Annotated in this window: 30 protein-coding genes; 18 read left to right on the forward strand and 12 right to left on the reverse strand. The window is 71.4% G+C overall.

The window, feature by feature from the left end:
- Window positions 1–25: 25 nt before the first annotated feature.
- The 3 genes from BLQ67_RS06990 to BLQ67_RS07000 form a co-directional block, all read right to left on the reverse strand.
- Complete coding sequence (locus tag BLQ67_RS06990) at window positions 26–319, reverse strand: glutaredoxin family protein (RefSeq protein ID WP_092503684.1); 294 nt, start codon at window positions 317–319, stop codon at window positions 26–28.
- On the reverse strand, window positions 316–2862 hold the full coding sequence (locus tag BLQ67_RS06995; RefSeq protein WP_092503686.1) for an ATP-dependent Clp protease ATP-binding subunit: 2547 nt from the start codon (window positions 2860–2862) through the stop codon (window positions 316–318). Before BLQ67_RS06995 ends, BLQ67_RS06990 begins: the two co-directional genes overlap by 4 nt.
- A 418-nt stretch (window positions 2863–3280) precedes the next feature.
- Window positions 3281–3799 (reverse strand): DinB family protein, encoded by a 519-nt coding sequence (locus BLQ67_RS07000; protein WP_092503688.1) that lies wholly within the window; start codon window positions 3797–3799, stop codon window positions 3281–3283.
- 135 nt (window positions 3800–3934) lie between these two features.
- Here BLQ67_RS07000 and BLQ67_RS07005 point away from each other — a divergent pair, with 135 nt between their 5' ends.
- Complete coding sequence (locus BLQ67_RS07005; RefSeq protein ID WP_092503690.1) at window positions 3935–4261, forward strand: GNAT family N-acetyltransferase; 327 nt, start codon at window positions 3935–3937, stop codon at window positions 4259–4261.
- A gap of 13 nt (window positions 4262–4274) precedes the next feature.
- Here BLQ67_RS07005 and BLQ67_RS07010 read toward each other — a convergent pair whose 3' ends face one another.
- Window positions 4275–4664 carry a VOC family protein gene (locus BLQ67_RS07010; protein WP_092506821.1) on the reverse strand — a complete coding sequence of 130 codons (390 nt, stop codon included), beginning with the start codon at window positions 4662–4664 and terminating at the stop codon, window positions 4275–4277.
- A gap of 148 nt (window positions 4665–4812) precedes the next feature.
- On the opposite strand from BLQ67_RS07010, the gene BLQ67_RS07015 reads away from it, so the two are divergent.
- The gene (locus BLQ67_RS07015) at window positions 4813–5022 is read left to right on the forward strand and encodes a hypothetical protein (protein WP_092503692.1); all 210 of its coding nucleotides are present in this window, start codon (window positions 4813–4815) and stop codon (window positions 5020–5022) included.
- Between the two features lie 281 nt (window positions 5023–5303).
- Complete coding sequence (locus BLQ67_RS16340) at window positions 5304–5468, forward strand: hypothetical protein (RefSeq protein WP_157674705.1); 165 nt, start codon at window positions 5304–5306, stop codon at window positions 5466–5468.
- 10 nt (window positions 5469–5478) lie between these two features.
- On the opposite strand, the gene BLQ67_RS07020 is transcribed toward BLQ67_RS16340, so the two are convergent.
- Window positions 5479–6531: an FUSC family protein gene (locus BLQ67_RS07020; protein ID WP_092503694.1), complete on the reverse strand. Its 1053-nt coding sequence runs from the start codon at window positions 6529–6531 to the stop codon at window positions 5479–5481.
- Between the two features lie 303 nt (window positions 6532–6834).
- Between BLQ67_RS07020 and BLQ67_RS07025 the strand changes: the two genes are divergently transcribed.
- Together BLQ67_RS07025 and BLQ67_RS07030 are read left to right on the forward strand one after the other, a co-directional pair.
- A complete protein-coding gene (locus BLQ67_RS07025; protein WP_092503696.1) occupies window positions 6835–7206 on the forward strand; it encodes an ArsR/SmtB family transcription factor in 372 nt (123 codons plus the stop codon).
- A gap of 36 nt (window positions 7207–7242) precedes the next feature.
- Window positions 7243–7710 carry an SRPBCC domain-containing protein gene (locus BLQ67_RS07030; RefSeq protein WP_092503698.1) on the forward strand — a complete coding sequence of 156 codons (468 nt, stop codon included), beginning with the start codon at window positions 7243–7245 and terminating at the stop codon, window positions 7708–7710.
- Window positions 7711–7791: 81 nt separating this feature from the next.
- Here BLQ67_RS07030 and BLQ67_RS07035 read toward each other — a convergent pair whose 3' ends face one another.
- From BLQ67_RS07035 to BLQ67_RS07045, 3 genes are all read right to left on the reverse strand, one after another.
- The gene (locus BLQ67_RS07035; RefSeq protein ID WP_092503700.1) at window positions 7792–8769 is read right to left on the reverse strand and encodes a zinc-binding dehydrogenase; all 978 of its coding nucleotides are present in this window, start codon (window positions 8767–8769) and stop codon (window positions 7792–7794) included.
- 76 nt (window positions 8770–8845) lie between these two features.
- Window positions 8846–9268, reverse strand: a complete 423-nt coding sequence (locus BLQ67_RS07040; RefSeq protein ID WP_092503702.1) for an organic hydroperoxide resistance protein — start codon at window positions 9266–9268, stop codon at window positions 8846–8848.
- A 29-nt stretch (window positions 9269–9297) separates the two neighbouring features.
- Window positions 9298–9765, reverse strand: coding sequence for a MarR family winged helix-turn-helix transcriptional regulator (locus BLQ67_RS07045; RefSeq protein ID WP_172802264.1), 468 nt, complete (start codon window positions 9763–9765; stop codon window positions 9298–9300).
- Between the two features lie 112 nt (window positions 9766–9877).
- Here BLQ67_RS07045 and BLQ67_RS07050 point away from each other — a divergent pair, with 112 nt between their 5' ends.
- Window positions 9878–10270, forward strand: coding sequence for a hypothetical protein (locus BLQ67_RS07050; RefSeq protein ID WP_092503704.1), 393 nt, complete (start codon window positions 9878–9880; stop codon window positions 10268–10270).
- 35 nt (window positions 10271–10305) lie between these two features.
- On the opposite strand, the gene BLQ67_RS07055 is transcribed toward BLQ67_RS07050, so the two are convergent.
- Window positions 10306–11601 carry an alpha-amylase family protein gene (locus BLQ67_RS07055; RefSeq protein WP_092503706.1) on the reverse strand — a complete coding sequence of 432 codons (1296 nt, stop codon included), beginning with the start codon at window positions 11599–11601 and terminating at the stop codon, window positions 10306–10308.
- A 170-nt stretch (window positions 11602–11771) separates the two neighbouring features.
- Here BLQ67_RS07055 and BLQ67_RS16345 point away from each other — a divergent pair, with 170 nt between their 5' ends.
- The 6 genes from BLQ67_RS16345 to nrdF all read left to right on the forward strand — a co-directional run bounded on the left by BLQ67_RS16345 (window position 11772) and on the right by nrdF (window position 16562).
- Window positions 11772–11918: a hypothetical protein gene (locus BLQ67_RS16345; protein WP_157674706.1), complete on the forward strand. Its 147-nt coding sequence runs from the start codon at window positions 11772–11774 to the stop codon at window positions 11916–11918.
- Window positions 11915–12256, forward strand: a complete 342-nt coding sequence (locus BLQ67_RS07060; RefSeq protein WP_092503708.1) for an SdpI family protein — start codon at window positions 11915–11917, stop codon at window positions 12254–12256. Before BLQ67_RS16345 ends, BLQ67_RS07060 begins: the two co-directional genes overlap by 4 nt.
- A 324-nt stretch (window positions 12257–12580) precedes the next feature.
- Window positions 12581–12805 carry a glutaredoxin-like protein NrdH gene (gene nrdH, locus BLQ67_RS07065; protein ID WP_092503710.1) on the forward strand — a complete coding sequence of 75 codons (225 nt, stop codon included), beginning with the start codon at window positions 12581–12583 and terminating at the stop codon, window positions 12803–12805.
- Window positions 12806–12846: 41 nt separating this feature from the next.
- Window positions 12847–13266 (forward strand): class Ib ribonucleoside-diphosphate reductase assembly flavoprotein NrdI, encoded by a 420-nt coding sequence (gene nrdI / locus BLQ67_RS07070; protein WP_092503712.1) that lies wholly within the window; start codon window positions 12847–12849, stop codon window positions 13264–13266.
- A gap of 38 nt (window positions 13267–13304) precedes the next feature.
- Window positions 13305–15410 carry a class 1b ribonucleoside-diphosphate reductase subunit alpha gene (gene nrdE / locus BLQ67_RS07075; protein ID WP_092506823.1) on the forward strand — a complete coding sequence of 702 codons (2106 nt, stop codon included), beginning with the start codon at window positions 13305–13307 and terminating at the stop codon, window positions 15408–15410.
- Between the two features lie 33 nt (window positions 15411–15443).
- Window positions 15444–16562, forward strand: coding sequence for a class 1b ribonucleoside-diphosphate reductase subunit beta (gene nrdF / locus BLQ67_RS07080; RefSeq protein ID WP_092503714.1), 1119 nt, complete (start codon window positions 15444–15446; stop codon window positions 16560–16562).
- Window positions 16563–16781: 219 nt separating this feature from the next.
- Here nrdF and BLQ67_RS07085 read toward each other — a convergent pair whose 3' ends face one another.
- On the reverse strand, window positions 16782–17639 hold the full coding sequence (locus tag BLQ67_RS07085; protein ID WP_092503716.1) for a helix-turn-helix transcriptional regulator: 858 nt from the start codon (window positions 17637–17639) through the stop codon (window positions 16782–16784).
- A 102-nt stretch (window positions 17640–17741) separates the two neighbouring features.
- Between BLQ67_RS07085 and BLQ67_RS07090 the strand changes: the two genes are divergently transcribed.
- A complete protein-coding gene (locus tag BLQ67_RS07090) occupies window positions 17742–18419 on the forward strand; it encodes an SDR family NAD(P)-dependent oxidoreductase (protein WP_092503718.1) in 678 nt (225 codons plus the stop codon).
- A gap of 149 nt (window positions 18420–18568) precedes the next feature.
- On the forward strand, window positions 18569–19999 hold the full coding sequence (locus tag BLQ67_RS07095) for an APC family permease (protein WP_197674640.1): 1431 nt from the start codon (window positions 18569–18571) through the stop codon (window positions 19997–19999).
- A 122-nt stretch (window positions 20000–20121) separates the two neighbouring features.
- On the opposite strand, the gene BLQ67_RS07100 is transcribed toward BLQ67_RS07095, so the two are convergent.
- Window positions 20122–20511, reverse strand: coding sequence for a tautomerase family protein (locus BLQ67_RS07100; RefSeq protein ID WP_092506825.1), 390 nt, complete (start codon window positions 20509–20511; stop codon window positions 20122–20124).
- A 122-nt stretch (window positions 20512–20633) separates the two neighbouring features.
- On the opposite strand from BLQ67_RS07100, the gene BLQ67_RS07105 reads away from it, so the two are divergent.
- Window positions 20634–21041 carry a TIGR03618 family F420-dependent PPOX class oxidoreductase gene (locus BLQ67_RS07105; RefSeq protein ID WP_092503720.1) on the forward strand — a complete coding sequence of 136 codons (408 nt, stop codon included), beginning with the start codon at window positions 20634–20636 and terminating at the stop codon, window positions 21039–21041.
- A gap of 41 nt (window positions 21042–21082) precedes the next feature.
- Here the strand turns inward: BLQ67_RS07105 and BLQ67_RS07110 are convergent, their stop codons facing one another.
- Window positions 21083–21703 (reverse strand): TetR/AcrR family transcriptional regulator, encoded by a 621-nt coding sequence (locus tag BLQ67_RS07110; RefSeq protein WP_172802266.1) that lies wholly within the window; start codon window positions 21701–21703, stop codon window positions 21083–21085.
- A gap of 124 nt (window positions 21704–21827) precedes the next feature.
- On the opposite strand from BLQ67_RS07110, the gene BLQ67_RS07115 reads away from it, so the two are divergent.
- The 3 genes from BLQ67_RS07115 (at window position 21828) to BLQ67_RS07125 (ending at window position 26048) form a co-directional block, all read left to right on the forward strand.
- Window positions 21828–23207 (forward strand): APC family permease, encoded by a 1380-nt coding sequence (locus tag BLQ67_RS07115; protein ID WP_092503724.1) that lies wholly within the window; start codon window positions 21828–21830, stop codon window positions 23205–23207.
- Window positions 23204–24823, forward strand: a complete 1620-nt coding sequence (locus BLQ67_RS07120; protein ID WP_092503725.1) for an amidohydrolase — start codon at window positions 23204–23206, stop codon at window positions 24821–24823. The genes BLQ67_RS07115 and BLQ67_RS07120 overlap by 4 nt, the downstream gene beginning before the upstream one ends.
- Before the next feature lie 73 nt (window positions 24824–24896).
- Entirely contained in the window at window positions 24897–26048 is a 1152-nt protein-coding gene (locus BLQ67_RS07125; RefSeq protein ID WP_157674707.1) for a glycerate kinase, read from the forward strand.
- Window positions 26049–26060 lie beyond the last annotated feature (12 nt).

The following is a 26060-nucleotide window of genomic DNA, read 5'->3' on the forward strand; positions in this document are numbered from 1 at the left end:
TCGCATGCGCCGCTGGATGCCGCGGTCAGGCCGCGACGATGCCGAGCTCGCGCAGCTTCGCGTCGACGTCGGCGTTCGACGGCTCGACGTGGTGCGTCGCGTCGGGGTAGACGACGACGGGGATCTGCGTGCGGCCCGAGATCTCGCGCGCCACCTCGACGGCGTCGGGCTCGGCCTCGAGGTCGACGTACCGGTAGGGCACGCCGAGCCCGTCGAGCTGCGCCTTCGTGCGGCGGCAGTCGCGGCACCACTCGGCGCCGAACATCGTGATGCCCTGGGCTGCGGTCTCGGCCGCCGTGGTGCTGGTCGCGTCGCTCATGCTGCGATCCTCGCATCCTCGGCGTGCCCGCGCGCGGCGACGGTCGCGACGAGCGCATCCGCCTCCGCCGTCACGGCCACGGCGCCGCCCTCGCCGACCGAGCCGGCCACGAGCAGGTCGGCGACGCGGTCGTCGACCTCGCGCTGGATGAGGCGGCGCAGCGGGCGCGCACCGAGCTCGGGCTCGTACCCGTGCTCGGCGAGCCACGCGATCGCCGCGTCGTCGACGTGGATGCGGATGCCCTGCCGCTCGAGGCGCGCGGACGTCTGGCCCAGCAGCATGTGCACAATCGCGTGCAGCTGCTCGCGCTCGAGCGCACCGAACAGCACGATCTCGTCGATGCGGTTGATGAGCTCGGGGCGCATCGCCTCGCGCAGGCGCCCCATGACGCGGGCGCGCAGCTCGTCGGCCGAGAAGCCCGAGCCGCCGTGCGCGACGAAGCCCATGGCGCCCGACCGGCTCGCGAGCGTCTCGGACCCCACGTTCGACGTCATGATGACGACGGCGTTGCGGAAGTCGACCGTGCGGCCCTGGCCGTCGGTGAGACGGCCGTCCTCGAGCACCTGCAGCAGCAGCGTCAGCACGTCGGGGTGCGCCTTCTCGATCTCGTCGAGCAGCACCACCGAGTACGGGCGGCGGCGGATGCGCTCGGTGAGCTGGCCCGCCTCGTCGTAGCCGACGTACCCGGGAGGGGCGCCGATGAGCCGCGAGACCGTGTGGCGCTCGCCGAACTCCGACATGTCGAAGCGCACCATCGCCGACGCGTCGCCGAACAGCGACGCCGCGAGGGTCTTCGCGAGCTCGGTCTTGCCGACGCCCGTCGGGCCGAGGAAGAGGAACGAGCCGATGGGGCGCGTCTCGTCGCCCATGCCCGACCGCGAGCGCCGCACGGCGCGCGCGACGGCGTCGACGGCGTCGTCCTGGCCGACGACGCGCTCGTGCAGCTCGTCGCCCAGGCGGGCGAGGCGCTGCCGGTCGTCGTCGCCGAGCGACGCGGCGGGGATGCCCGTCGCACGGCTCACGACCTCGGCGATCTGCGCCACGTCGACGACGGCATCGTCGGCGGGCACCGCGGGGGCGTCGCCGTCGAGCTGCGCCTGCACCGCGAGGATGCGGTCGCGCAGGCGCGACGCCTCCTCGTAGTCCTCGCGGGCGATCGCCGCATCCTTGTCGGCCTCGAGCGTCGTGCGCTCGGCCTCGAGGGCCTCGACGTCGACGGTCGCACCGAGGCGCAGGCGCAGGCGCGCGCCGGCCTGGTCGACGAGGTCGATGGCCTTGTCGGGCAGGAAGCGGTCGGTGACGTAGCGGTGCGACAGGTCGACGGCCGCGCGGATGGCGTCGTCGGTGTAGCGCACGGCGTGGTGCTCCTCGTAGGCCGAGCGGATGCCCTGCAGGATCGCGACGGCATCGTCGACCGACGGCTCCGCCACGTGCACCGCCTGGAAGCGGCGCGTGAGCGCGGCATCCTTCTCGATGCGGCGGTACTCGGCGAGCGTCGTCGCGCCGACCATGTGCAGGTCGCCGCGCGCGAGCCGCGGCTTGAGGATGTTCGCCGCATCCATGCCGCCCTCGCCGCCGCCGGCGCCGAGGATCGTGTGCAGCTCGTCGATGAAGACGACGAGGTCGTCCTTGTTGGCGGCGATCTCGTCCATCGCCGTGCCGATGCGCTCCTCGAAGTCGCCGCGGTAGCGGGTGCCGGCGACCATGGCGGTCATGTCGAGCGACACGACGCGCTTGCCCGCGAGCTGCGGCGGCACCGTGCCGGCGACGATGGCCTGCGCGAGGCCCTCGGCGATCGCCGTCTTGCCGACGCCGGCCTCGCCGATGAGCACGGGGTTGTTCTTCGTGCGGCGCGCGAGGATCTCGATCGTCTGCGCGATCTCGTCGGCGCGGCCGATGACGGGGTCGATCTCGCCGCGCTCGGCGCGGGCCGTGAGGTCGATGCCGTACTGGTCGAGCGTCGGGGTGGTGGAGTCGGCGTCGATGGGCTCGCCGTCGCGACTCGTCGCGGGCTCGCGGCCCTCGAGCTGCTCGCGCTGCGCCTCCGCCATCGCGCGACCCAGCGACTCCTGGTTCACGCCCGCGGCGTCGAGGATGCGTCCGCCGACCGTGTCCTGCGCGAGCAGGAACGCGAAGAGCAGGTGCTCGGGGTCGATGTAGCTCGCGCCGTTCGCGCGGGCGACCTGGTACGCGTCGCGCAGCACGCGCTGCGCGCTCGCCGTGAGCACCGAGGGCGTCTCGCTCGCCTCGGTCTCGGCGGGCAGGCGCTCCTCGGCGGCCGACTCGATGGCGTCGGTGTCGGCGCCGGCGGCGCGGATGGCCTCGGCGACCTGCGGGTGCGCGACGGTCGCCTGCAGCAGGTGCAGGGCGTCGACGTCCTGGTGGCCGTGCTCGCGGGCGCGCTCGACGGCGCGGGCGAGGATCGTGGCGGCGCGACGCGTGAGCAGTCGCGAGACGTCGACCTGACGGCCGGCGCCCTGCGCCTGCCGCAGTCGCGCGAGGAAGTCGTCGAACGATCCGCTGGGACCGGTGAACTGGGGCATGCTGCCTCCTCAGGTGGCTCGTCGGGCGGCCCACCGTGAATGTGAGCGCCCTACGCTCAAGTACGACGCATGGGCGGGATGCGGCATTCCCGCCAGGGCGTTCGCCCACGGCGAGCAGGGGCTGGCAGGCTCGACCCCATGCCCTCCCCTCGCGCCATCGCCATCGCCCTGCCCGTGCGCGACGAGGGCGTCACCCCACAGCTGGTCGAGGAGCGCAGGCGCGCAGCGCCTCCGCGTCACGAGACCTCGTGACGCGCCCGCCCGACTCGACCGCGCGCGTGGCCGGGCAGGAGACGGGGTCGCGTGGTCTCGTGACGCGGGCTCGCCCAAGGGCTCGCGCGCTCCTCGACCAACTGGTGAGACGGCCCCGACGGCGGTTGCGAGGGCCGATGGGTGCGGACGGGGCCGCAGGCCGGAGTCAGCCCTTCGTCACATCCCAGGCGTGGTGCTCGAGGTCGTGCAGCGCGTAGACGCCCAGCGAGCGCACCGTGAAGCGCGAGCCGTTCGAGCGGCTGCCGGTGCGCTCCCACGCATCCGCCGGCACCGACGCGTACGCGTCGGCGAGGTCGGCGGCGGCGACGTCGAGCTCGATGGCGACGCGCGGTGGGCGCTGCTCGCCGTACGCCTCCTCGATGGCGGTCGCATCCTGATCCCAGTTCGCGAACGTCGGGTCGTCGTGCTCGAGCATCGACACGAGACGCTCGCGCATGATGCGGCACACGTCGCGCACGTGCGCGGCGTACTCGAGCTTCGACCACGTCGCCGCGTCGGGGCGCTCGCGCACGTCGGCGTCGTGCAGCGCGTGGTGCACGGTGCCGACCGCCGTGCGGATGCGCGCGGGCAGCTCGTCGTCGGGCACCTCGGGCGTGAACCCGCACTCGGCGCACGGGCGCTCGAGCACCCAGGTCCAGTCCTTGGCGTCGGGCTCGATCGTCATGCGTCGATCCTGACAGTCGGCGGATGCGCCACGCGCGCACGGGCCGGCGACGCGCCGCCGCCGATGCGCGGCGCCCCCCGCCGGCGCGCGCGCCAGGGGGTGCGCGCGCACCGCGACCGGTGGCAGGGTCGAGGCATGAGCAGCGTGCGCAAGGGTGAGGCCGGAGACCGGTTCGAGATCGTCGACGACGCGGGCGTCGTCGCGGGCAGAGCGTACTTCGTGGAGGTGGCGGGCGCGCGCGTCTTCTTCCACACGAAGGTCGACGACGCCTACGCCGGGCAGGGGCTCGGCCGCGAGCTCGTGGTCGCGGCCCTCGACGCCACGCGCGCCGACGGCCTGCACGTCATGCCCGTGTGCCCGTACGTCGCGAAGGTCGTCGCCGCCGACCAGCGCTGGGCCGACATCGTGGTCGCCGTGACGCAGGATGCGCTCGACGCCATCGAGGCGCGCACGCAGCGCTGACGCCGCGGCCGCCTCAGATCGTGATCGACCCGTCGGCGGCGATCGTCCAACCCGGGTTGTGCGCGACCTCCCACACGTAGCCCTCGGGGTCGGCGAACGCGCCCGACGTGCCGCCCCACTCCGCCACCTCGGCGGGCCGCACGATCGACCCGCCGGCGGCCTCGGCCTCGGCGAGCACCGCCGCGACCTCGTCGGGCGTGCGCACGTTGTGGGCGATCTCGATGCCCGGCGCCCCGTGCCCGCCCAGCCGCGTCCACAGCCCGAACGCCATGCCGCCCGCCTGGAAGAAGCAGACCTCGCCGTCGGGCTGCTGCGCATCCGCCCACCCGAGCGCCTCGTAGAACGCCCGCTCGCGGGCGAGGTCGTGCACGCCGAGGGTGATGAGGCTGATGCGCTGCTGCATGCCGACCACGGTAGCCACGGCCGCCGACGTGCGTCGCACCCTGGCGTCGCCGCAGATCATCCCCGAGGATGACGGCCGCGAGCCTCTCGGACGACGCGCCGCACCCCCTCCTGCCGCGAGGCTCGAAGCGAGCCGAAGGAGAGCGGACATGGACATGGTGCAGCAGGCGCAGGACCTCATGAACCTGGGCGTCGTCGTGTACGCGGCGATCGCGATCATGCTGCTGGGCATGCTCGCCCTGCTGTGCGTGGGCGTCGCCGCGATCGAGCGCCGCGGCACCGCCGCCGAGCGCCGCCGAGCGCCGCGCACGGCGCCGTCGTACGGTGCCACGCGGCGCCGAGTGCTCGCCTCACGCTGACGCTCGTCGCGGCGCGGCCGCCGCGATGCGCAGCCAGCGCCGCCACGGGTGGGATGCACGCTCGTGACCCCGCTGACGGCGCATCCGCGTGTGCAGGATGTGCCCCGACCGTCACCATCCGCATCGCTCGCTCGTCTTCCAGACGTGCGACCCCACACCCCGCCGGCGACACGCCCGGCCAGATCCATGCGTGACGAACGCCTCCCTCATGACGTCTCCCTGGCGACACCGATGACGTCGAAGGAGGATCGCCGGCCGCAGCGCGCGCCCGGCACGACGGCATGAGCACCGACGAGCAGGATCAGACGGCTGTCCCCGACGGCATCCACGACACCGGCGACCTCGGACGCCTGTGGGATGCGCTCGAGCATCTCGCGGGCAAGGTAGACGCCGCGGCGCCGGACCCCGCGATCGACGAGGAGGGTCCGCCTCCGGCCGTGCCGTGACGGCGCAGCATCACTCGGCAGTGAGCTCCTCGTGCACGCGCCGCAGGTCCTCGAGCATCGACCCGATGACGACCCAGTGCTCGGGATGCGGTGACACGACGACGAGCGGCGCCGTGAGCAGCGGACCGGTGTCGGAGGCGACCGCGTCGCCGGGAGCGGCGAGCACGTAGCGGATGCGCAGGTCGTGCGCCGCGCGCCGCAGCTCGGCGGCGATCTGCCCCATGACGGGCTCGCGGTGCAGCGAGTCGTCGTAGTGGTCGCGCATCGTGCGGGTCATGCCCGAGACCCTCGTGACGAGCACGCCGAGCGCGACGAGTCCCGCGTCGTAGCCCTCGAGCTCGCCACGATGGCGTCCGCCGCGCCAGTTGAGCGCGAGCGAGTCCTCGGCGGTGAGCACCGCGGCCTGCGCACGGGCGAGCATGGGACGCAGCAGCCGCACCTCCACGAGGTGGCCCTGCAGCGCACCGCGGCCGACGGGCTCGGACGACGCGACTGCGAGGCGCTCGAGGCTGCGCGCGAGCTCCTCGGCGAGCGCCTTCACCTCTCGGCGCGCGGGCTCGACCAGCACGGGCGGCACGATGAGCAGGTTCACGACGAACGCGATCGCCGCGCCCAGCACGGTCTCGGCGATGCGGTCGATCGCGTAAATCGGGGATGCGGCGCCGAGCGCGAGCACGAGCATCGCCGAGATGGGGATCTGGTTCGACGTCTGCTGCGACAGCCGCAGCGCCCACGCGAGCAGCACCGAGAGCACGACGGCGACGAGGATGATCCAGGCCGCCGAGCCGAACAGCAGCGAGATGCCCGTCGCGAGCACGACGCCCACGATGACGCCGATCGAGCGCTCGAGCGCTCGGCCGAGCGACTGGTTGACGCTCGGCTGCACCACGATGAGCGCCGCGATGACGGCGAAGATCGGCGGCTCCTCGGCGATGAGCGCGTCGGCGGCGAACCACGACGCGATCGCGGCGACGCTGATCTTCACGACCTGCAGGAACGGCAGTCGCCCGGTCGCGCGGATGCGGCCGACCCACGCCGTGGTGCGCTGGTGCCAGCGGGCCATGCCGCTCCTTCCGTCGGGTCCATCCTCTACCCCGGTGGAGGACGCGCCATCCATGGACCGCTCCCCTCATCCGTCGCGGTGCGCCCCCAGACCGCTCCTTGAGGTGCGAACGAAGTGAGCCTCGAAAGGTGCCCCCGGAAGGACGTCAGCGCAAGGGACCCTTCGAGGCTCGCTTCGCTCGCACCTCAGGGAGCGAGGTGGGCGTCTGGACGGAGCGAGCACCGACTTATCAACCAAACGGTTGACAACCATCCACCCCCGTGCCACGCTCTTCTCAACCGATCAGTTGAGAAGGAGGCGACGATGGACGACCAGCTCGACAAGGCGTTCGCAGCACTCGCGGATGCGACCAGACGCGCCCTCGTGGCACGGCTGTCGCTCGGCGACGCGACCGTCGGCGAGCTCGCCGCACCCTTCGACGTCAGCCTGCAGGCGATCTCGAAGCACCTCGGGGTGCTCGAGGCCGCCGGCCTCGTGACCAAGGGTCGCGACGGCACGCGCAGGCTCGTGCACCTCGAGGCGCACGCGCTCGGATCCATGACGTCGTGGATCGAGCGGCACCAACGGCAGGCGGAGGAGCGCTTCGCGCGCCTCGACGCCGTGCTCGACGAGCTGCGCGCGGCCGATGCCGCAGCCACCGCATCCGACGACGACACCACCGAACCCCGGGCCTGAGCCGACCGGCCGCCCGCTCACGATCAGGAGACCACCATGGACGCCACCATCACCGCCGACCCCGCCGTGCCGCTCATCCGCATGACGCGCGACTTCCACGCGACGCCCGCACAGCTGCTCACGGCGCACACCGACCCCGACCTCTACGCCCGCTGGAACGGGCCCGAGGGCACGCAGGTGCGCATCGACCGCTGGGATGCGGTGTCGGGCGGCGCGTGGGCGATGACCCACGTGCACGAGGGCGAGGAGTACGGGTTCCGCGGCACGTTCCACGACGTGTCCGAGACGGGCATCGTGCAGACCTTCGAGTTCCTCGGCGCCCCGGGCGTCGCGCTCGAGACCCTCACGTTCGAGGACCTCGGCGACGGCCGCACGCGCCTGCACGCCACGAGCCTCGTCGACTCGTTCGAGGGCCGCGACGCGTGGCTGCAGAGCGGCATGGAGGTGGGCGTCAACGACGGCTACGCCAAGCTCGACGCGATCATCGCGGAGGGCGCGGTCTGAGTCGCCGCCACCGCGTGACGCTGAGCGGGCCGCCGAGGGAAGATCCCCCTCGGCGGCCCGCTCAGCGTCATCTCGTGTCCGTCAGGGGCGCAGCAGCACCTTGCCGACGCGGCCCGGCGTCAGGCTCGCCTCGACGGCGGCCTGCACGTCGTCGAGGCCGTGGATGCTCGACACCGGCAGCGTGAGCGCACCCGACGCGAGGCGCTCGCCGAGCTCGCCGAACAGCGCGCGCCGGGTGTCGGCATCCATCGTGCGACTCACGACCGACCCCCAGAAGCCGCGCACCGTCGCCTGCTTGAAGATGAGGTCGCCCGAGCGCAGCTCGAGCACCGGCGACGCCATGGCGCCGAACACCACGAGCTCGCCGCCCTCGGCGAGCACCGACAGCACGTCCTGCGCCGACGCGCCGCCGACGGAGTCGACGCCCGCGACGATCGGCTCGCCACCCGTGATCGCCTCGACGCGCTCGCGCCAGTCGTCGGCGTCGGTCGCGACGACGTCGCCGATGCCGGCCTCGCGCAGCTCGTCGACGCCCTCGGCGCGACGCACGAGGCCGAGCACGCGGATGCCGCGGGCCACCGCGAGCTGCGCGACCATGCGGCCGACGGCGCCGTTCGCGGCGTTCTGCACGATCCACTGCCCAGGCTGCAGGTCGAGCGAGTGCAGCAGAGAGATGGCGCTGAACGGCATCGCGACGAGCTGCGCGGCAGCCTCGTCGGGCACGCCGGCGGGCGCGGGGATGAGGCCGGCGGCGTTCGCGACGACCTGCTCGGCCCAGGCGCCGAACGTGCCGCCGGTCACGACGCGGTCGCCGATCGCGAGCGCATCCACGCCCTCGCCGAGGGCCTCGACGACGCCGAGCGCCTCGGTGCCCGAGCCGGCGGGCAGGTCGGGCACGAAGCCGTAGGTGCCGCGCACGGTCCACAGGTCGTGGTTGTGGATGGGCGACAGCACGATGCGCAGGCGCACCTTGCCGGGGCCGGGCTCGGGGGTGGGGCGGTCGGCGACCGTCAGGACGTCGGCGGGCTCGCCGAAGGTGTCGTGCACGACTGCGCGCATGGTGGGGTCCTCTCGTGGAAGCGGTGGTGGCGTGCGACAGCCGGCCGACCGAGTCGGTCGACCGGCTGCGGAGGGGTCAGTCGTCGCTGACCGTGACGGTGACGTCGATGTTGCCGCGCGTCGCGTTGGAGTACGGGCACACCTGGTGCGCGGCGTCGGCGAGCTGCTGCGCCTGCTCGTGCGGCAGCTCGGGGATGACCACCTCGAGCTCGACAGCGAGCTGGTAGCCGCCCTGGCCGTTCGAGCCGATGTGCACGCGGGCGCCGACGGTCGAGTCGCCGACGTCGACCTTCTGCGCACGCGCGACGGCGTGGAGCGCGGAGTGGAAGCACGCCGCGTAGCCCGAGGCGAAGAGCTGCTCGGGGTTCGTCGCGCCGCCGGCGCCGCCCATCTCCTTCGGGATGGCGAGGTCGAGGTCGAGCCGCCCGTCGTTCGTCACGACGTGGCCGTCGCGGCCGGCTCCGGTCGCGAGCGCCTCGGCGGTGTAGATGGCGTCCATGGGTCTCCTGTCTCGTCGCGGTGGCGACGTCATCGGTCGGCGCCGGCGTCGCCGGTGTCGTGGTTCGCGGGGGCTGCGGCGTGCATCGACGCCTCGATCGCGTGGAGGCGCTGCAGCAGGCCCTCGGCGTCGGCGGCGTCGGCGAGCCCCATGCCCGAGGCGATGGCGGCCGGGATGTGGCACAGCTCGGCACGCAGGGCGAGGCCGCGGTCGGTGGGGTGCACGTCGACGACGCGCGCGTCGGCGGCGCTGCGCTCGCGGCGCACGAGGTCGCGCTCCTCCATGCGGCGCAGCAGCGGCGAGAGGGTGCCGGAGTCGAGCTGCATGGCGTCGCCGAGGTCGCGCACGGACTGCGGCCCCTCGTTCCAGAGCGTCGCGAGCACGAGGTACTGCGGATAGGTGAGGTCCCACGGCGCGAGGAGCGCACGGTAGGTCTGCGAGGTCGCGCGGTGCGCGGCGTAGAGCGCGAAGCACACCATCTCGTCGGTCACGGCCATGCGTCGAGCGTGCCACGAAATTCGATTGTGCACAACCGATCAAAGCAGGGAGCCTTCCCCGCGCGGCGACGCTGCGCTAGGACGGAGGCATGGATCGCACCACGGATCGCGCATGACCCAGCGCGTGCTCGACCCCGTCTCCACCGCCATCGGCGCGTACCTGCAGCCCGCGGTCGCCGAGCGGTGGCTCGCGCTCGTCGCCGCCGACACGCGCCGCGCGCACGGGCGTCTCGTCGGCATGCTGTCGCACCTCGACGCCTTCCTCCCAGGGCGCGCGCACCGCGTCACGGGCTCCGAGGACGTGGGTGCGCTGCTGCGCGAGCTCGGCGACCCGCAGCGCTTCGCAGCACTCTCGGACTCGCCGGCGCTCGACGGCCGCGTCATCGACGTCGACGAGCTGCTGCAGCACGCCCACGTCGGCACGGGCATCCTCGCCGCAGCCGTCGACGGCTCGCTGGCCGTCTGGATGGGCGAGGGGCGCGACGGCGTCGTCGTGCTGCGCTGAGGCGAGCGAAGCACGAGCCGCTCGATGCGCGCGAGTCAGCCGCCGAGCACGGCCCAGCCGCGCGGCGCCAGGTGCACGACGTCGCCCTCGAGGGTCGCGCCCTCGCCCGCGAGCACCTCGCGCGCATCCGCCGCGGGCAACCGCACCTGCTCGTCGCCGATGCTCAGCGCCGTGACGATCGACGCGTCGACCGTCGCGGTGCGCAGCACGATCGCGCCGTTCGCGACCGCGACGACGTCGGTGTGCGCACGCGTGAGCCACGGGTGCCGGCGGCGCACGGCGACGAGCTGGCGCGTGACGTCGAGGATGCGCGCGGCCGCCGGGTCGAGCGCGTCGACCGACGGCGGCGTCGCGGGCATCTCGGGCCGCACGGCGTCGTCGCCGCCGACGCGCTCCTCCTTGATCCCGAGCATCCCGAGCTCGTCGCCCGCGTAGATCGCGGGCGTGCCCGCGACGGTCATGAGGATCGCGAGCGCGTGCGGCACGAGGTCGGGCCCGATGGCGGAGGCGATGCGCGTGACGTCGTGGTTGCCGACGAACGTGTATGGCACGAACGTCGCGAGCAGGTCGTCGTGGCGGCCGATCGCGTGCTCGAGCTCGAAGAGGTTGCCGTCGGCGATGCCGTGCCAGATGCCCTGCCACAGCTCGTACTGCGTGACGGCATCCATCGTCGACGCCTGCACGATCTCGGCATAGTCGCCGTGGATGACCTCGCCCACGAACCACGCGTGCGGATGCCGCTCGCGCACGGCGGGCAGCACGCGCGCCCAGAACGCGCTCGGCACGCTGTACGCGGCGTCGAGACGCCAGCCGTCGATGCCGCGCTGGAGCCAGCGGTCCATGACCTCGACCACGAGGTCGACGGTCGCATCGGACGAGTGGTCGAGGGCGACGAGCGCCTCGTGCCCCTCGAACACGGCCACCTCGCCGCCGTCGAGCCGGAACAGCGCCGCCTCCGGCCCACCGTCGAGCGCCGCCTGGAACGCGGGATGCTCGCGCCCCACGTGGTTGAAGACGCCGTCGAGCAGCACGCGGATGCCCCGCTCGTGCGCCGCGGCGACGAGCCGGTCGAGGTCGCCGTCGTCGCCGAGGCGCGGGTCGACGCGCAGGAGGTCGGTGGTGTCGTAGCCGTGCGTGCTGCTGGCGAAGATCGGGCCGAGCGCGATGCCGTTGAGCCCGAGCTCGACGACGTGGTCGAGCCACGCCTCGATGCGCGCGAGCCGATGCGGCGGATGCGTCGCCTCCGCCTCGCGGATCGGCGCGCCCGTGAACCCCAGCGGGTACACGTGCCACCACATCGCCGACTCCGCCCATGCACGCTCGTCCGCCATGCATGCAGTCTCGCGGGGCTGCGAGTCGTGCACGAGTCGGCGGCGGCGGGTTGCGGGCAAGAGGTCAGCGCGACAGCGTCGGTGCCACGCAAGGGGCTGTCGACCTCGAACGGGATGCGGGACCGTGGGCGGGCCGCGCCGAACGGCACGGCCGACGCGAGGAGGACCGCATGAGCGATCAGCAGCAGCACGGCAGCTCGACGAGCCCGAGCGAGGAGGAGCAGGAGCGCGTCGACGACCTGCCCAGCGGCTCGGGCTCCGACGACGACCACGCCGACACGGCATCGGGCGGTGCGCCGGAGCAGCCGGAGCGATGAGCTCCCTCGGTCGCGACGGCGCCCGAGACGCCCGCGACGGCGCGGACGGCGACCGCCGGCCGCGACTGCCCGGCGAAGGCCAGCGACCCGTGATGCCGCCGCGCGAGCATCGCGTGCCGCCGCGCTGGTGGATCGTCGGCGGCCTCGCACTCATCGTGGTCGGCGTCGTGGGGCTGGCGATCATGATGGCGACGAGCATGGCGCTGCCCGCGACGTTCGTCGTGCTCATGGTGCTCGTGCCCGTCGGCATCGGGGTCGTGCTGCGCGGCATCGCGCTCGAGCGCCGCGCAGGCGGTCCCCCATCCCCGACCACGCCATCGGAGACGCCGCGCGATTGACCCGCATGTGGGTGGTCGACGGCATCCTCGGACCACTCGAGAGGGGTGGATGCGGTGCGCGAATCACACGGTTGTAAGCCCCCTTCGGCGTGTCGCGAAATCCGTCTCCACAGGTGTGGAGAGCGGTCTCCACAGGCCACTTCCGCGCCACCACTGGGCAGGAATCCCGACCGGTGGAGAAGCGTTGGATCAGATGTGGAGAAACGCCGCATCTAGTGCCGCATGAATGTCGGTGGCCCTACATATAGTGGGTGCTCCCGGCTCCGGGACCGACGGTCCCACGCACCGAGCACGTACCACCCCCACCGCGAGAGAAGGATCGAAATGGCTGTCACCGTCTACTCCAAGCCGGCATGCGTGCAGTGCACCGCGACGAAGCGCGCCCTCGACGCGCAGGGCGTCGAGTACGAGCTCTTCGACGTGTCGGTCGACGACAAGGCCCTCCAGACGGTCAAGGACCTCGGCTACATGCAGGCCCCCGTCGTGATCGCCGACGGCGACCACTGGTCGGGCTTCCGCCCCGACAAGATCCAGGCGCTCTCGGCCTGACGCCCCTCCCAGGCACCAGCACCGCAGCGAGCGCCCGACCCATGCTCCTCGAAGCCCCCGTCGTCGCCCCCGAGATCGTCTACTTCTCGTCGATCTCCGGCAACACGGCGCGCTTCGTGTCGAAGCTGGGTCGGCCCGCTGCGCGCATCCCCCTCCACGCGAGCGAGCCTGCGCTCGAGGTCGCGCATCCGTACGTGCTCATCACCCCCACCTACGGGGAGCACGGGCGCGGATCCGTGCCGAAGCAGGTCATCCGCTTCCTGAACGACGAGGGCAACCGTGCGCTCATCCGCGGCGTGGTCGCGGGTGGCAACACCAACTTCGGGTCCGACTTCTGCATCGCCGGCGACATCATCGCCGCGAAGTGCGACGTGCCCTACCTGCATCGATTCGAGGTCTTCGGGACTCCCGACGACGTCACCACGCTCAACAAGAGATTGGACGACCTGTGGCAACTGTGACCACCGAGCAGTCCGCAGCGGGCACCCACTCGCCGCAGATGGACTACCACTCGCTGAACGCGATGCTCAACCTCTACGGCCCGAACGGCGAGATCCAGTTCGAGAAGGACCGTGAGGCTGCGAACCAGTACTTCCTGCAGCACGTCAACCAGAACACCGTCTTCTTCCACTCGCTGAAGGAGAAGCTCGACTACCTCGTCGAGAACGAGTACTACGAGGGCGAGGTGCTCGAGCAGTACTCGTTCGAGTTCATCAAGGGCCTCATGAAGCGGGCCTACGGCTACAAGTTCCGCTTCCCGACGTTCCTCGGCGCGTTCAAGTACTACACGTCGTACACGCTCAAGACGTTCGACGGGAACCGCTACCTCGAGCGCTACGAGGACCGCGTCGTCAACGTCGCGCTCGCGCTCGCCGCGGGCGACGAGCGGCTGGCCGAGGCGCTCGTCGACGAGATCGTCACGGGTCGCTTCCAGCCGGCGACGCCGACGTTCCTCAACGCGGGCAAGAAGCAGCGCGGCGAGCTCGTCTCCTGCTTCCTCCTCCGCATCGAGGACAACATGGAGTCGATCGGTCGCTCGATCAACTCGGCCCTGCAGCTCTCGAAGCGCGGCGGCGGCGTGGCGTTCAACCTCACGAACATCCGCGAGTACGGCGCCCCGATCAAGCAGATCCAGAACCAGTCGTCGGGGATCATCCCCGTCATGAAGCTGTTCGAGGACAGCTTCTCGTACGCGAACCAGCTCGGTGCCCGTCAGGGTGCCGGCGCGGTGTACCTGCAGGCGCACCACCCCGACATCATGCGGTTCCTCGACACGAAGCGCGAGAACGCCGACGAGAAGATCCGCATCAAGACGCTGTCCCTCGGCGTCGTGGTGCCGGACATCACGTTCGAGCTCGCGAAGAAGGACGAGGACATGTACCTGTTCTCGCCCTACGACGTCGAGCGCGTCTACGGCGTGCCCTTCGCGGACATCTCCGTGACGGAGAAGTACCACGAGATGGTCGACGACGCCCGCATCCAGAAGAAGAAGATCCGCGCCCGCGACTTCTTCCAGACGCTGGCCGAGATCCAGTTCGAGTCGGGCTACCCGTACATCATGTTCGAGGACACGGTGAACCGGGCCAACCCGATCGACGGCCGCATCAACATGTCGAACCTGTGCAGCGAGATCCTGCAGGTGAACACGCCGTCGCAGTACGTCGAGGACCTCGGCTACGAGTCGATCGGCAAGGACATCTCCTGCAACCTCGGCTCGCTGAACATCGCGCTGACGATGGACTCCCCCGACTTCGGTCGCACGATCGAGACCTCGATCCGTGCGCTCACGGCGGTGTCCGACCAGTCGAACATCGACTCCGTGCCGTCGATCGCTCGCGGCAACGACATGAGCCACGCCATCGGCCTCGGCCAGATGAACCTGCACGGCTACCTCGGTCGCGAGCGCATCTTCTACGGCTCGGACGAGGGCGTCGACTTCACGAACATCTACTTCTACACGGTGCTGTTCCACGCTCTGCGGGCGTCGAACCTCATCGCGACCGAGAAGGGGCAGACGTTCGAGGGCTTCGAGCGCTCGAAGTACGCGTCGGGCGAGTTCTTCGACAAGTACACCGAGCAGGCGTGGGTGCCGGCGACCGACCGCGTGGCGCAGATCTTCGCCGACGCCGAGGTGCACATCCCGACGCAGTCCGACTGGCTGGAGCTGAAGGCGCTCGTGCAGGAGCACGGCATCTACAACCAGAACCTGCAGGCGGTGCCGCCGACCGGCTCGATCTCGTACATCAACAACTCGACGTCGTCGATCCACCCGATCGCGGCGAAGATCGAGATCCGCAAGGAAGGCAAGATCGGCCGCGTCTACTACCCGGCGCCGTTCATGACGAACGACAACCTGGAGTACTTCCAGGATGCGTACGAGATCGGCCCCGAGAAGATCATCGACACGTACGCCGCGGCGACGCAGCACGTCGACCAGGGCCTGTCGCTGACGCTGTTCTTCAAGGACACGGCGACGACGCGCGACATCAACAAGGCCCAGATCTACGCATGGCGCAAGGGCATCAAGACCGTCTACTACATCCGTCTCCGCCAGCTCGCGCTGGAAGGTACGGAAGTGGATGGCTGCGTCTCTTGCATGCTGTGACCTGCCGACTGCACTGAGAACAGGATCAGGACAATGACCGACACCCAGCACAGCGCCGGCGCGGCCGGGGCGTTCGACGAGCTCGTCGACGCCCCGATCGAGGACACGCGCGAGGCCATCGCCGCCGAGCGGGAGGCGACGAGCGAGACGCTCGCCGCCGGCCAGCAGACCGAGGCCCAGAAGCGCCAGCACCGCCACAACCACCTGGTGCAGGCGATCAACTGGAACCGCATCCAGGACGACAAGGACCTCGAGGTCTGGAACCGTCTCGTGAACAACTTCTGGCTGCCCGAGAAGGTGCCACTGTCGAACGACATCCAGTCGTGGGGCACGCTGACGCCGGCCGAGCAGCAGCTCACGATGCGCGTCTTCACGGGCCTCACGCTGCTCGACACCATCCAGGGCACCGTCGGCGCCGTCTCGCTCATCCCCGATGCGATCACCCCGCACGAGGAGGCCGTCTACACGAACATCGCGTTCATGGAGTCGGTGCACGCGAAGTCGTACTCGTCGATCTTCTCGACGCTCGCGTCGACGAAGGAGATCGACGACGCGTTCCGCTGGTCGACCGAGAACCCGTACCTGCAGCGCAAGGCCGAGATCATCGTCGACTACTACGAGGGCGACGACCCCCTGAAGCGGAAGGTCGCCTCGACGCTGCTCGAGTCGTTCCTCTTCTACTCGGGCTTCTACCTGCCGATGTACTGGTCGAGCCACGCGAAGCTCACGAACACGGCCGACATGATCCGCCTCATCATCCGCGACGAGGCCGTGCACGGCTACTACATCGGCTACAAGTTCCAGCAGGGCTACGCGAAGCTGACCGAGGAGCAGCAGGCGGAGCTCAAGGACTACACGTACACGCTGCTCTACGAGCTGTACGAGAACGAGTCGAAGTACACGGCCGAGCTGTACGACGCCGTGGGCCTCACGGAGGACGTGAAGAAGTTCCTGCACTACAACGCGAACAAGGCGCTCATGAACCTCGGGTTCGAGCCCCTGTTCCCGTCGTCGGTGACGGATGTGAACCCGGCGATCCTCTCGGCCCTGTCGCCGAACGCCGACGAGAACCACGACTTCTTCTCGGGCTCCGGCTCCTCCTACGTCATCGGCAAGGCAGTCGCCACCGAGGACGAGGACTGGGACTTCTGAGTCTCCTCTGACCCGGTCGGACCTCCCGCCGACCGAACGCAGCGCCCCGGCCCCGCATCGTGCGGGCCGGGGCGCTTCGTCGTGCTGGGGTGCCGTTGCGAGGTGCGCTTCTCGTTGCGAGGTGCGGCTTTCGTTGCGAGGTGCGGTTCTCCTATTCAGGTGCGCGGAAAGCCGCACCTCGACAGGAGAAGCGCACCTCGCAACGGGTCGGGGCGCTCCTCAGACGCTGCGGTCGGCCGCATCCGATCGCCCGAGCGACTCGAGGCCGGTGACGCGCAGCAGGTCGAGCCGCGACGCGTCCTCGGAACCCGGCACCGCCGTGTACGCGACGATGCGCAGGTCGCTGCCCGGAGCGGTGAGCACGTCGCAGTCGAGCGTGATGGGGCCGACGGGCGAGCGCGTCACGGTCTTGCGCGACGAGCGGTGCTCGGCGACGCGCGCCTCCGCCCACCGCGCCTCGAACGCCGGCGAGACGGAGCGCAGGCGGGCGACGAGCGCCGCGAGCGGCGCATCGGTCGGATACGTGCCGACCGCCGAGCGCAGGTCGCCGACGAGGTCGCGCGTGAACGCATCCTCGTGCTCGTCGTCGAACTCGATGCCGGCGTGGCCCTCGGTGAAGTGCCGCCACACGAGGTTGGCGTCGGCGCCGGTGCGCAGCGACGGGTCGCCGAGCAGCGCCGCCCACATGCGGTTCCAGCGCACGATGTCCCACGCGGCCGAGAACACCGCGAGCGGCACGTCGTCGAGGCGATCGACGAGGCGCTGCACGCCCGGGGTGATGTGGCGCGGCACCGTGCCGCGCGCGGGCACCGCGGCGCCGGCGACGCGGTAGAGATGGTCGCGCTCGGCGTCGGTGAGGCGCAGCGCGCGGGCGAGGGCGCCGAGCAGCTGGGGCGACGGATGCTCGGCGCGGCCCTGCTCGAGCCGCACGACGTAGTCGACGCTGACGCCGGCGAGGGCGGCGAGCTCCTCGCGGCGCAGGCCGGGCGTGCGTCGCGATCCGCCCGCGGGCAGGCCGGCCTCGGCAGGCGTGACGCGCTCGCGCCACGACCTGAGCACGCTCGCGAACTCCGTCACGCCATCCATCATGCGCCCGTCGCAACGCGGATGGCTGGTACCGCGAGTCCTACCGTCGAGGGGTGCCTGGGGCATCGGGGCGGCGCGGCGCACGGTGAATGCATGACCACGACACTCATCACCGGAGCCAACAAGAGCCTCGGACTCGAGACCGCCCGCCGCCTCGTCGAGGCCGGCCACACCGTCTACGCCGGCATGCGCGACCTCGCCGCCGGCGACGCCGCCCGCACGATCGGCGCGACGCCCGTGCAGCTCGACGTGACCGACGACTCGTCGGTCGCCGCCGCCATCGCATCCCTCCCCGAGCTCGACGTGCTCGTGAACAACGCCGGCATCGTCGGCGGCGCGCGCACGATCGACGAGCTCACGCCCGAGATCATGCGGGCGACGCTCGAGACGAACGTCGTCGGCATCGTGCGCGTGAGCCAGGCGGCGCTGCCGCTGCTGCGCGCGTCGGCGAACCCCGTCATCGTCAACGTGGCGTCGGGGCTCGGATGGCCGCGGTTCCTGCTCGAGCATCCCGACGCCGAGCACGTGCTCGCGGTGCCGTATCCCGCGTCGAAGGCCGCCGTCATCACGCTCACGGTGCAGTACGCGCGCAGCCTGCCGACGTTCCGCGTGAACGCGAGCGACCCCGGCTACACGTCGACCGACCTCAACGGCCACACCGGCCACCAGACGGTGACGGAGGGCACGGATGCGACCGTGATGCTCGCGCAGCTCGGTGCGGACGGCCCCACGGGCGAGTTCCACGACCGCGACGGACGTATCGTCTACTGACGCGCAGCGGTCGGCGCTTGTTGCGAGGTGCGCTTCTCGCCCGCGAGGTGCGGTTCTCCTGTTTAGGTGCGGCTCTCCGCGCACCTCAACAGGAGAAGCGCACCTCGCAACGGGTGGACCGGGCAGATGCGCAGGCGCAGACTGACGCGATGACCGCGAGCACCGACGCAGCGTCCAGCGCATCCGAGCAGCCCGAGCTCAAGCGGGTGATGGGGCCGAAGCTCCTGCTCCTGTTCGTGATCGGCGACATCCTCGGCACCGGCATCTACGCCCTCACCGGGCAGGTCGCGGCCGAGGTGGGCGGGGCGGCGTGGCTGCCGTTCCTCATCGCGTTCGCCGTCGCGACGATCACGGCGTGCTCGTACCTCGAGCTCGTCACGAAGTACCCGCAGGCGGCGGGCGCCGCGCTCTACGCGCACAAGGCGTTCGGCATCCACTTCATCACCTTCCTCGTGCTCTTCACCGTCATGTGCTCGGGCATCACGTCGGCGTCGAGCGCGTCGAGCGCGTTCGCGGCGAACTTCGCCATCGGGTTCGGGCTCGGGGATGTGTCGCCGCTGCCGATCGCGATCGGGTTCATGATCCTGCTGGCGCTCGTGAACCTGCGCGGCGTCGCCGAGGGCGTCGGCCTCAACGTGGTGCTGACCATGATCGAGCTGTCGGGCCTGCTGCTCGTGATCTGCATCTCGATGTTCGCGGTGTTCGGCGGCACGGCCGACTTCTCGCGCGTGATCCTGTTCGAGACGCCCGAGGACAAGAGCGTGCTGCTGGCGGTGAGCACGGCGACGTCGCTGGCGTTCTTCGCGATGGTCGGCTTCGAGGACAGCGTGAACATGGCCGAGGAGGTGCGGGAGCCGAGCAAGATCTTCCCGAAGATCATGCTCACGGGCCTCGGCATCGCCGCCGTCGTCTACGTCGTCGTGTCGCTGCTCGCCGTGGCGATCGTGCCGATCGGCGAGCTCGCGGGCAACGCGGCGCCCTTCGTGACGGTGGTGGAGACGGCCGCGCCGGGCTTCCCGATCAACGCGCTCATCCCGTTCATCTCGATGTTCGCCGTCGCCAACACGGCGCTCATCAACATGATGATGGCGAGCCGTCTGCTCTACGGCATGAGCCGCCAGGGCGTGCTGCCGCCCATCCTGAAGGGCGTGCTGAAGACGCGCCGCACGCCGTGGGTCGCGATCGTCGTGACGACGCTCATCGCGCTCGGCCTCATCACGTGGGTGGCGACGAACAGCGACGACCCGATCGTGGTGCTGCTCGGCGGCACGACCTCGCTGCTGCTGCTCGCGGTCTTCGCGATCGTGAACGTGGCGGTGCTCGTGCTGCGCCGCGACCCCGTGGAGCACCAGCACTTCACGACGCCGACCTTCCTGCCGGTGATCGGCGTGATCGCGTGCGTCTACCTCGTGCTCCCGTGGACCTCAGGCCGCGACATCGCCCAGTACGGCATCGCCGGCGTGCTGCTGATCATCGGCATCGCCCTGTGGGCGGTGACGTTCATCGACCGCCGCGTGCGCGGCTACGCCCACTCGGCGTCGGTGCCGGATCACACGCAGCAGCTGGATCAGATCACCTGAGCAGGCCCACCTCTCCAGATCGCCATGGCCAACCGTCTCGCGAGGCTCCGCGCCAGCGTCCGATCGTGCCCCGGCGCCGCGTCATGCAGGTCGTGGCGTGTCGCCGTCCGGCTCGGCGGCGCTCACACCTCGACGCGGTAGTCGAGCGTCAGATCCGCCGCGTTGCGCCCGCGGATCCCCCAGCTCGACCTCGGCGTCTCGACGATCGTGATCTCCACGTCCTCCGGCGACGTCGCAGCCTCCGTCTCGATGCGCTCGAAGAGCCGCTCGATGAGCAATCGCTTCGCAGCCTCCGACCGGCCCTCGAACATCGAGATCTCGATGATGACGTACTGCTGGCTCCGCGTCTGCGGGTGCATGAAGTCCTCGTCGTCGAGTCCCACGAAGCGGTGGAACCGCTTCTCGATCGGGTAGTCGAGCGCCTCCACCACCGCAGCGTGGATCGCATGCGACAGTGCAGTGCGGCGGGAACGCAGCGACTCGCGATGCCCCCAGACGACGATCTGAGCCATCGGACCACCGTAGCCGTCGATCATGACGACGACCGACGACCGACGCCCGCACTCGAGCGGAGGCGTGACATCGATGCCCCGGCGACCGGACCTCGCCCGCGTCGCGTCGCTAGCGTGGACGCATGTCGACGACGCTGAGCCCCGAGGCCACCGAGTTCCTGCGCAAGCCGAACCCCGCAGTGATGGCGACGCTCGCCAAGGATGGCCGCCCCGTCGCCGTCGCCACCTGGTACCTGCTCGAGGACGACGGGCGCATCCTCGTGAACCTCGACGCCGAGCGCGTGCGTCTCGCGCACCTGCGCCGCGACCCCCGCTTCGCGCTCGACGTCATCGACGAGGGCAACTGGTACACCCACGTGTCGCTGCAGCTCGAGGTCGAGGAGATCGTCGACGACCCTGACTTCGCCGGCATCGACTCGCTGTCGAAGCACTACGGAGGACGCCCCTACCCCGACCACGAGCGGCCTCGCGTCGACGTGCGCGCGCGCATCGTGCGGGTGTCGGGATGGGGTGCGTTCCAGGGCGAGTAGACGCTGGCTGCCGCGCGACCGAGCGGAATCGCGGACGCCGTCTAGCCGGCGGCTGCCATGCGCGCGCGAAGCCCCGCCACCATGGCCGCGAGCCCCAGCTCGAAGGCGCGGTCGGCGTGCGAGACGCCGCTCGCGGCATCCGCGTCGTCGCGCGCACGCACCGCGGCCGAGAACGCCGGCGCGAGCGCCGCGTTGGCACCCGGGCTCATGTTCTCGGGGTCGGCGATGACGTCGAGCGACGAGCCGATGATGAACGACTCGAGCGCGACGATCACCGGCACGATGTCCGCCGTCTCCCACCCTCCGCGTTGGAAGCCGAGCACGATCGGCTCGTAGAGGTGCAGCGACGTCTCGTTGCCATCCATCGCGACAGTCGCGAGCAGTGCGACGACCTGCGGGTGCCGGGCGAAGACCTCGCGGTACGACCGTGCCCACGGCTCGATTGCCTCGTCCCACGGTCGATCCTCGAACGCCGACGAGTCGATCTCGGCCGCGATCGAGCGCCGCAGCAGGTTCACGAGCGCCTGCCGGTTGTGCACGTGGTTGTAGAGCGCCGACGGCCGCACGCCGAGACGCTCGGCGAGGCGGGACATCGTGAACTCGTCGGCGTCGCGGTCGGCGAGCACGCCGAACGCAGCGTCGATGATGCGCTCCTGCGTCAAGACGGGGGACGTCGGCCGCCCGACCTTCCTGCGCACCTCTGGCACGGCGTTCACCCCTCTGCTACGTTCAGGCCAACCATTAGTGAATGGCTTTCATTTACCGCACTTCCCATCGGAGACGACCATGCCGCAGCGCAGCACCGACCGGCCGACGAGGCTCAAGCGCGTCCTGGGCTTGCCCGCCCTCATCGCCTACGGCATGGCATCGATGGGCATCCTCGCCGTCTTCACAGTGTATGGATCGGCCACGCGGCTCAGCGATGGGCATCTGCCAGCCGCCTACGTGCTCGCCGTCGTCGCCATGCTCTTCACCGCGAAGAGCTACGGCCGTCTCGCCCGCTCCATCGCCAATGCCGGCTCGGCGTACACGTACACGTCGAAGGCGTTCGGGCGCATCGTCGGCTTCTTCACCGGATGGGTGATGCTGCTCGACTACCTCTTCCTCCCCATGATCAACTTCCTGCTCATCGGGCTCTACATGAACAGCGTCCTGCCCGAGGTGCCCGCGCAGGTCTTCACGATGGCGGGCCTCGCCCTCGTCCTCGCGCTGAACGTCATCGGCGTGCAGTGGGTCGAGAAGCTGAACTACGCCTCCGTCGCGTCGGCGGCGCTCATCGTGGCGGTGTTCGTCGTGCTCGCCTTCACCCGCGCCGACGCGCTGACCCCCGACATCCTGCTGGCCCCCTTCCTCCCCGGTGGCGACGGCCTCGGCCCGATCGTCGCCGGCGCCGCCGTCGTCGCACTCGCATTCCTCGGCTTCGACGGCGTCTCGACGCTCGCCGAGGAGACGCGCGACCCGCAGCGCAACATCCCGCGCGGCATCCTGCTCTCGACGCTCTTCGTCGGCATCGGATTCATCGTGGTCGCCTGGGCCAGCAGCGTGCTCGTGCCGGACTGGACGCAGCTGACGAACCTCGACGCGGCCGGCACCGAGCTCATGGAACGCGTGGGCGGCACGGCGCTCACGACCGCGTTCCTCGTGGTCTACATCATCGCCACCATCCTCTGCGGCACCGCGGCGCAGATGAGCGTCAGCCGCGTGCTGTTCGCCATGGGTCGCGACGGCCTGCTGCCCCGACCGATCGCACGCCTGCACCGGCGCTTCCGCACGCCGTACGTCGCGGCGCTCGTGGTGTCGGCGTTCTCGCTCGTCGCGCTCTTCATCACGCTCGACGCCGCCGTCTACATGATCAACTTCGGCGCGCTCGTCGCCTTCGCGATGGTCAACCTCTCGGTGGTGAAGCACTTCTGGGTCGACCGGCGCGTGCGCGGCCGCGGCGCCGTCGTCACGTACCTCCTGCTCCCGCTCGTCGGCTTCGCCTTCATCGCCTGGCTCTTCACGTCTCTCGCCCCCTTCACCTACGTGCTCGGGGTCGCATGGCTCGCGGTCGGCGCGGTCGTCTTCGGGCTGCGCACGAGCTGGTTCCGGTCCGAGCCGCCCGCGCTCGAGTTCGACGAGCGCGTCGACCTCGAGACGTCCGAGACTACGGTGACCGCCCGATGACGGACCTCGTCGTCCAGGGCGCACGCATCCTCGCGCCGGAGCCGATCGAGCACGCCTCGGTCGCCGTCCGCGGCGGACGAATCGTCGGCATCGGCACCGCCGGGGAGATGCGCGCGCTCGTCGGAGCCGACGCCGACGTGCTCGACGCCCGCGGCGCGACGCTCACGCCCGGGCTCATCGACTCGCACGCGCATCCCGTCAACGTGACGACGCTCGCGCGCGGCATCGACCTCGGCGCGGTGCGCACGTGGGACGACCTCGCGGTGGCGCTCCACGCCGAGGCGGCGCGCGTGCAGCGCATCGGCGGCGACGCCTGGGTGCGTGCGTGGAACCTCGACTACGCCGTGTTCGCGGATCGACCCATGAGCGCCGCCGCCATCGATGACCTCGTGCTGGGCCTGCCAGCGTGCGTCATGCTGTTCGACTGCCACACGGCGATCGCCTCGTCCGCCGCCCTGCGCATCGCGGGGGTGCGCGGCGCCGAGCGCTTCGCCGACGCGGCGCAGATCGTCGTGGATGCGGATGGACGGCCCACGGGCGAGCTGCGAGAGCCGTCGGCGTACGCTCGCGTGCTCGACCACGCGCCCGGCCTGCGTCCCGACGAGGCTCGCGCTGCCGTGCTCGACACGCTGCACGCGTTCCGCCGCAGCGGCGTCACGAGCGTCGTCGTCATGGACGGCGACCGCAGCCGGCACGACCTCTACGACGAGCTCGACGCGACGGCATCCGGGCTTCCCGTGCGCATCATGACGGCGCTCCTGCACGGCCAGCACTTCGACGACGACGACGTCGACGACGTCATCGCGCAGCGCGACCGGCACGGCTCCCGCTGGTCGGGCGGCCTCATCAAGCTCTTCCACGACGGCGTCATCGACACCGGCACCGCCTGGCTCTACGAGGCGGACACGCGCGGCGACGGCCTCGCGCCGCTGTGGCCCGACCCGGCGCGGTACGCCGACGTCGTGCAGCGCTACGCGGAGGCGGGCTTCCAGATCGCGACGCACGCGATCGGCGACCGCGCCGTCGGCGAGGTCGTGACCGCATACGAGCGTGCGGGCGTCACGGCCGTCTCGGGGGCCCCGCACCGCATCGAGCACCTCGAGACCATGACCGACGTCGACCTCGCGCGCATCGCTCGGGCGGGCATCGGCGTCTCGATGCAGCCGTTGCACATGCAATGGCGCGCGGCGGACCACTCGGACTCATGGGCCGACCGCCTCGGCGGCGAGCGCAGCGCGCGCGGCTGGCGTGCGAAGGACGTGCTGCGCGCGGGTGCGACGCTCGCGCTCGGCTCGGACTGGCCCGTGGCCCAGCTCGACGCGCGCATCGGCATGGCCTGGGCGCGCATGCGCGGCCACGTCGACGGCGACCGCGGCCATGTCTTCGAGCCCGAGCAGCGGCTGACGGGTGCCGAGGTGCTCCACGGCTACACGACGGCGGGCGCGACCCTGATGGGCGATGCGAGCCTGGGGCGCATCGCGGTGGGCGCGAAGGCCGACCTGGCGCTCTGGGCCGACGACCCGACTCGCGTGTCGCCGCAGGATCTGCTCGACCTCGCGGTGGTGGCGACGGTCGTCGATGGGCAGCTGCTCGAGCACGGCGCCCCGACCCCGTGACGCGACGCGGGCGCCGGACGACCGCATCGTGCAGCCCGCGACGAGTCGTGGCACCCTCGAGCACGGAGGCATCATGACCGAATCGCTGCGCGTGCTCGTCGCGCCCGACTCGCTGAAGGGCACGCTCACCGCGATCGAGGCCGCCGACGCGATCACGGCGGGCATCGTCGACGTGGTGCCGGCTGCGCGCATCGCCCGCATGCCGTTCGCCGACGGCGGCGAGGGCACGGTCGACGCCGTGATCGCTGCCGGCGCAGCGGCGCGCGTGGATAGGGTCGCAGGCCCGCTCGGCGAGCCCGTCGACGCGCGGTGGGCGCTGCTCGGCGACACGGCCGTCGTCGAGATGGCCGCGGCGAGCGGCATCGGTCTCGTCCCGCAGACGCGCGCGAACGCGCTCGCCGCCGACACGTTCGGCACGGGAGCGCTGCTGCTGCGCGCCGTCGCTGCCGGCGCGCGCCGGATCGTGCTCGGCGTGGGTGGCTCGGCGACGACCGACGGCGGGCTCGGCGCGCTGCGCGCGCTCGGCGCGCGCGCGTACGACGGCGACGGCGAGGAGGTGCGCGGCGGCGGCGCTGTGCTGCACCGCATCCGACGCATCGACGTCGCGCCGGCCCGTGCGGCCCTCGATGGTGTCGAGATCGTGCTCTGCTCCGACGTCGCGAACCCGTTCGCAGGGCCGGGCGGCGCGGCCGAGGTCTTCGCGCCGCAGAAGGGGGCGGATGCCGACGGCGTCGCGGCGCTCGACGCGGGCTTGCGCTCGTGGGCGCAGGTGCTCGACGCCACGTGCGGCTCCGACCTCGCGACGGCGGGGTGGGGCGGCTCGGGCGGCGGCATCGCCGGAGGACTGCAGGTCGCCGTCGGGGCGACGGCCGCCGACGGCGTCGAGGTCGTCGCCGACGCGCTGGGACTCGACGCTGCGATCGCCGCATCGGACCTCGTCGTGGTGGCCGAGGGCTCGCTCGACGAGCAGTCGCTGCTCGGCAAGGCGCCCGTCGGCATCGCGCGGCACGCGCGCGCCGCGGGTGCGCCGTGCATCGCGGTCGCCGGTCGGATCGCCGCGAGTCGCGACGCGCTGCTCGCGGCGGGCATCGCCGACGCGACGTCGGCCGTCGAGGCGGCCGGTGGCGTCGACCTCGCGCTCGCCGAGCCCGCCCGGTGGCTTCGCGCCGCGACGGTCGCGCTGCTCGAGCGCAACCCGGGCCTCCTGCACGGCGCACGCGACTAGCCTCGGTCGTCG

The sequence above is a fragment of the Agrococcus jejuensis genome (assembly GCF_900099705.1).
Lineage (GTDB): Bacteria > Actinomycetota > Actinomycetes > Actinomycetales > Microbacteriaceae > Agrococcus > Agrococcus jejuensis.

Excerpts from the sequence above, each read along its gene's own strand:
- BLQ67_RS06990 (WP_092503684.1), bottom strand. The coding sequence starts at position 319 with ATGAGCGACGCGACCAGCACCACGGCGGCCGAGACCGCAGCCCAGGGC.
- BLQ67_RS06995 (WP_092503686.1), bottom strand. The coding sequence starts at position 2,862 with ATGCCCCAGTTCACCGGTCCCAGCGGATCGTTCGACGACTTCCTCGCG.
- BLQ67_RS07000 (WP_092503688.1), bottom strand. The coding sequence starts at position 3,799 with ATGACGATCGAGCCCGACGCCAAGGACTGGACCTGGGTGCTCGAGCGC.
- BLQ67_RS07005 (WP_092503690.1), top strand. The coding sequence starts at position 3,935 with ATGAGCAGCGTGCGCAAGGGTGAGGCCGGAGACCGGTTCGAGATCGTC.
- BLQ67_RS07010 (WP_092506821.1), bottom strand. The coding sequence starts at position 4,664 with ATGCAGCAGCGCATCAGCCTCATCACCCTCGGCGTGCACGACCTCGCC.
- BLQ67_RS07015 (WP_092503692.1), top strand. The coding sequence starts at position 4,813 with ATGGACATGGTGCAGCAGGCGCAGGACCTCATGAACCTGGGCGTCGTC.
- BLQ67_RS16340 (WP_157674705.1), top strand. The coding sequence starts at position 5,304 with ATGAGCACCGACGAGCAGGATCAGACGGCTGTCCCCGACGGCATCCAC.
- BLQ67_RS07020 (WP_092503694.1), bottom strand. The coding sequence starts at position 6,531 with ATGGCCCGCTGGCACCAGCGCACCACGGCGTGGGTCGGCCGCATCCGC.
- BLQ67_RS07025 (WP_092503696.1), top strand. The coding sequence starts at position 6,835 with ATGGACGACCAGCTCGACAAGGCGTTCGCAGCACTCGCGGATGCGACC.
- BLQ67_RS07030 (WP_092503698.1), top strand. The coding sequence starts at position 7,243 with ATGGACGCCACCATCACCGCCGACCCCGCCGTGCCGCTCATCCGCATG.
- BLQ67_RS07035 (WP_092503700.1), bottom strand. The coding sequence starts at position 8,769 with ATGCGCGCAGTCGTGCACGACACCTTCGGCGAGCCCGCCGACGTCCTG.
- BLQ67_RS07040 (WP_092503702.1), bottom strand. The coding sequence starts at position 9,268 with ATGGACGCCATCTACACCGCCGAGGCGCTCGCGACCGGAGCCGGCCGC.
- BLQ67_RS07045 (WP_172802264.1), bottom strand. The coding sequence starts at position 9,765 with ATGGCCGTGACCGACGAGATGGTGTGCTTCGCGCTCTACGCCGCGCAC.
- BLQ67_RS07050 (WP_092503704.1), top strand. The coding sequence starts at position 9,878 with ATGACCCAGCGCGTGCTCGACCCCGTCTCCACCGCCATCGGCGCGTAC.
- BLQ67_RS07055 (WP_092503706.1), bottom strand. The coding sequence starts at position 11,601 with ATGGCGGACGAGCGTGCATGGGCGGAGTCGGCGATGTGGTGGCACGTG.
- BLQ67_RS16345 (WP_157674706.1), top strand. The coding sequence starts at position 11,772 with ATGAGCGATCAGCAGCAGCACGGCAGCTCGACGAGCCCGAGCGAGGAG.
- BLQ67_RS07060 (WP_092503708.1), top strand. The coding sequence starts at position 11,915 with ATGAGCTCCCTCGGTCGCGACGGCGCCCGAGACGCCCGCGACGGCGCG.
- nrdH (WP_092503710.1), top strand. The coding sequence starts at position 12,581 with ATGGCTGTCACCGTCTACTCCAAGCCGGCATGCGTGCAGTGCACCGCG.
- nrdI (WP_092503712.1), top strand. The coding sequence starts at position 12,847 with ATGCTCCTCGAAGCCCCCGTCGTCGCCCCCGAGATCGTCTACTTCTCG.
- nrdE (WP_092506823.1), top strand. The coding sequence starts at position 13,305 with ATGGACTACCACTCGCTGAACGCGATGCTCAACCTCTACGGCCCGAAC.
- nrdF (WP_092503714.1), top strand. The coding sequence starts at position 15,444 with ATGACCGACACCCAGCACAGCGCCGGCGCGGCCGGGGCGTTCGACGAG.
- BLQ67_RS07090 (WP_092503718.1), top strand. The coding sequence starts at position 17,742 with ATGACCACGACACTCATCACCGGAGCCAACAAGAGCCTCGGACTCGAG.
- BLQ67_RS07095 (WP_197674640.1), top strand. The coding sequence starts at position 18,569 with ATGACCGCGAGCACCGACGCAGCGTCCAGCGCATCCGAGCAGCCCGAG.
- BLQ67_RS07100 (WP_092506825.1), bottom strand. The coding sequence starts at position 20,511 with ATGGCTCAGATCGTCGTCTGGGGGCATCGCGAGTCGCTGCGTTCCCGC.
- BLQ67_RS07105 (WP_092503720.1), top strand. The coding sequence starts at position 20,634 with ATGTCGACGACGCTGAGCCCCGAGGCCACCGAGTTCCTGCGCAAGCCG.
- BLQ67_RS07115 (WP_092503724.1), top strand. The coding sequence starts at position 21,828 with ATGCCGCAGCGCAGCACCGACCGGCCGACGAGGCTCAAGCGCGTCCTG.
- BLQ67_RS07120 (WP_092503725.1), top strand. The coding sequence starts at position 23,204 with ATGACGGACCTCGTCGTCCAGGGCGCACGCATCCTCGCGCCGGAGCCG.
- BLQ67_RS07125 (WP_157674707.1), top strand. The coding sequence starts at position 24,897 with ATGACCGAATCGCTGCGCGTGCTCGTCGCGCCCGACTCGCTGAAGGGC.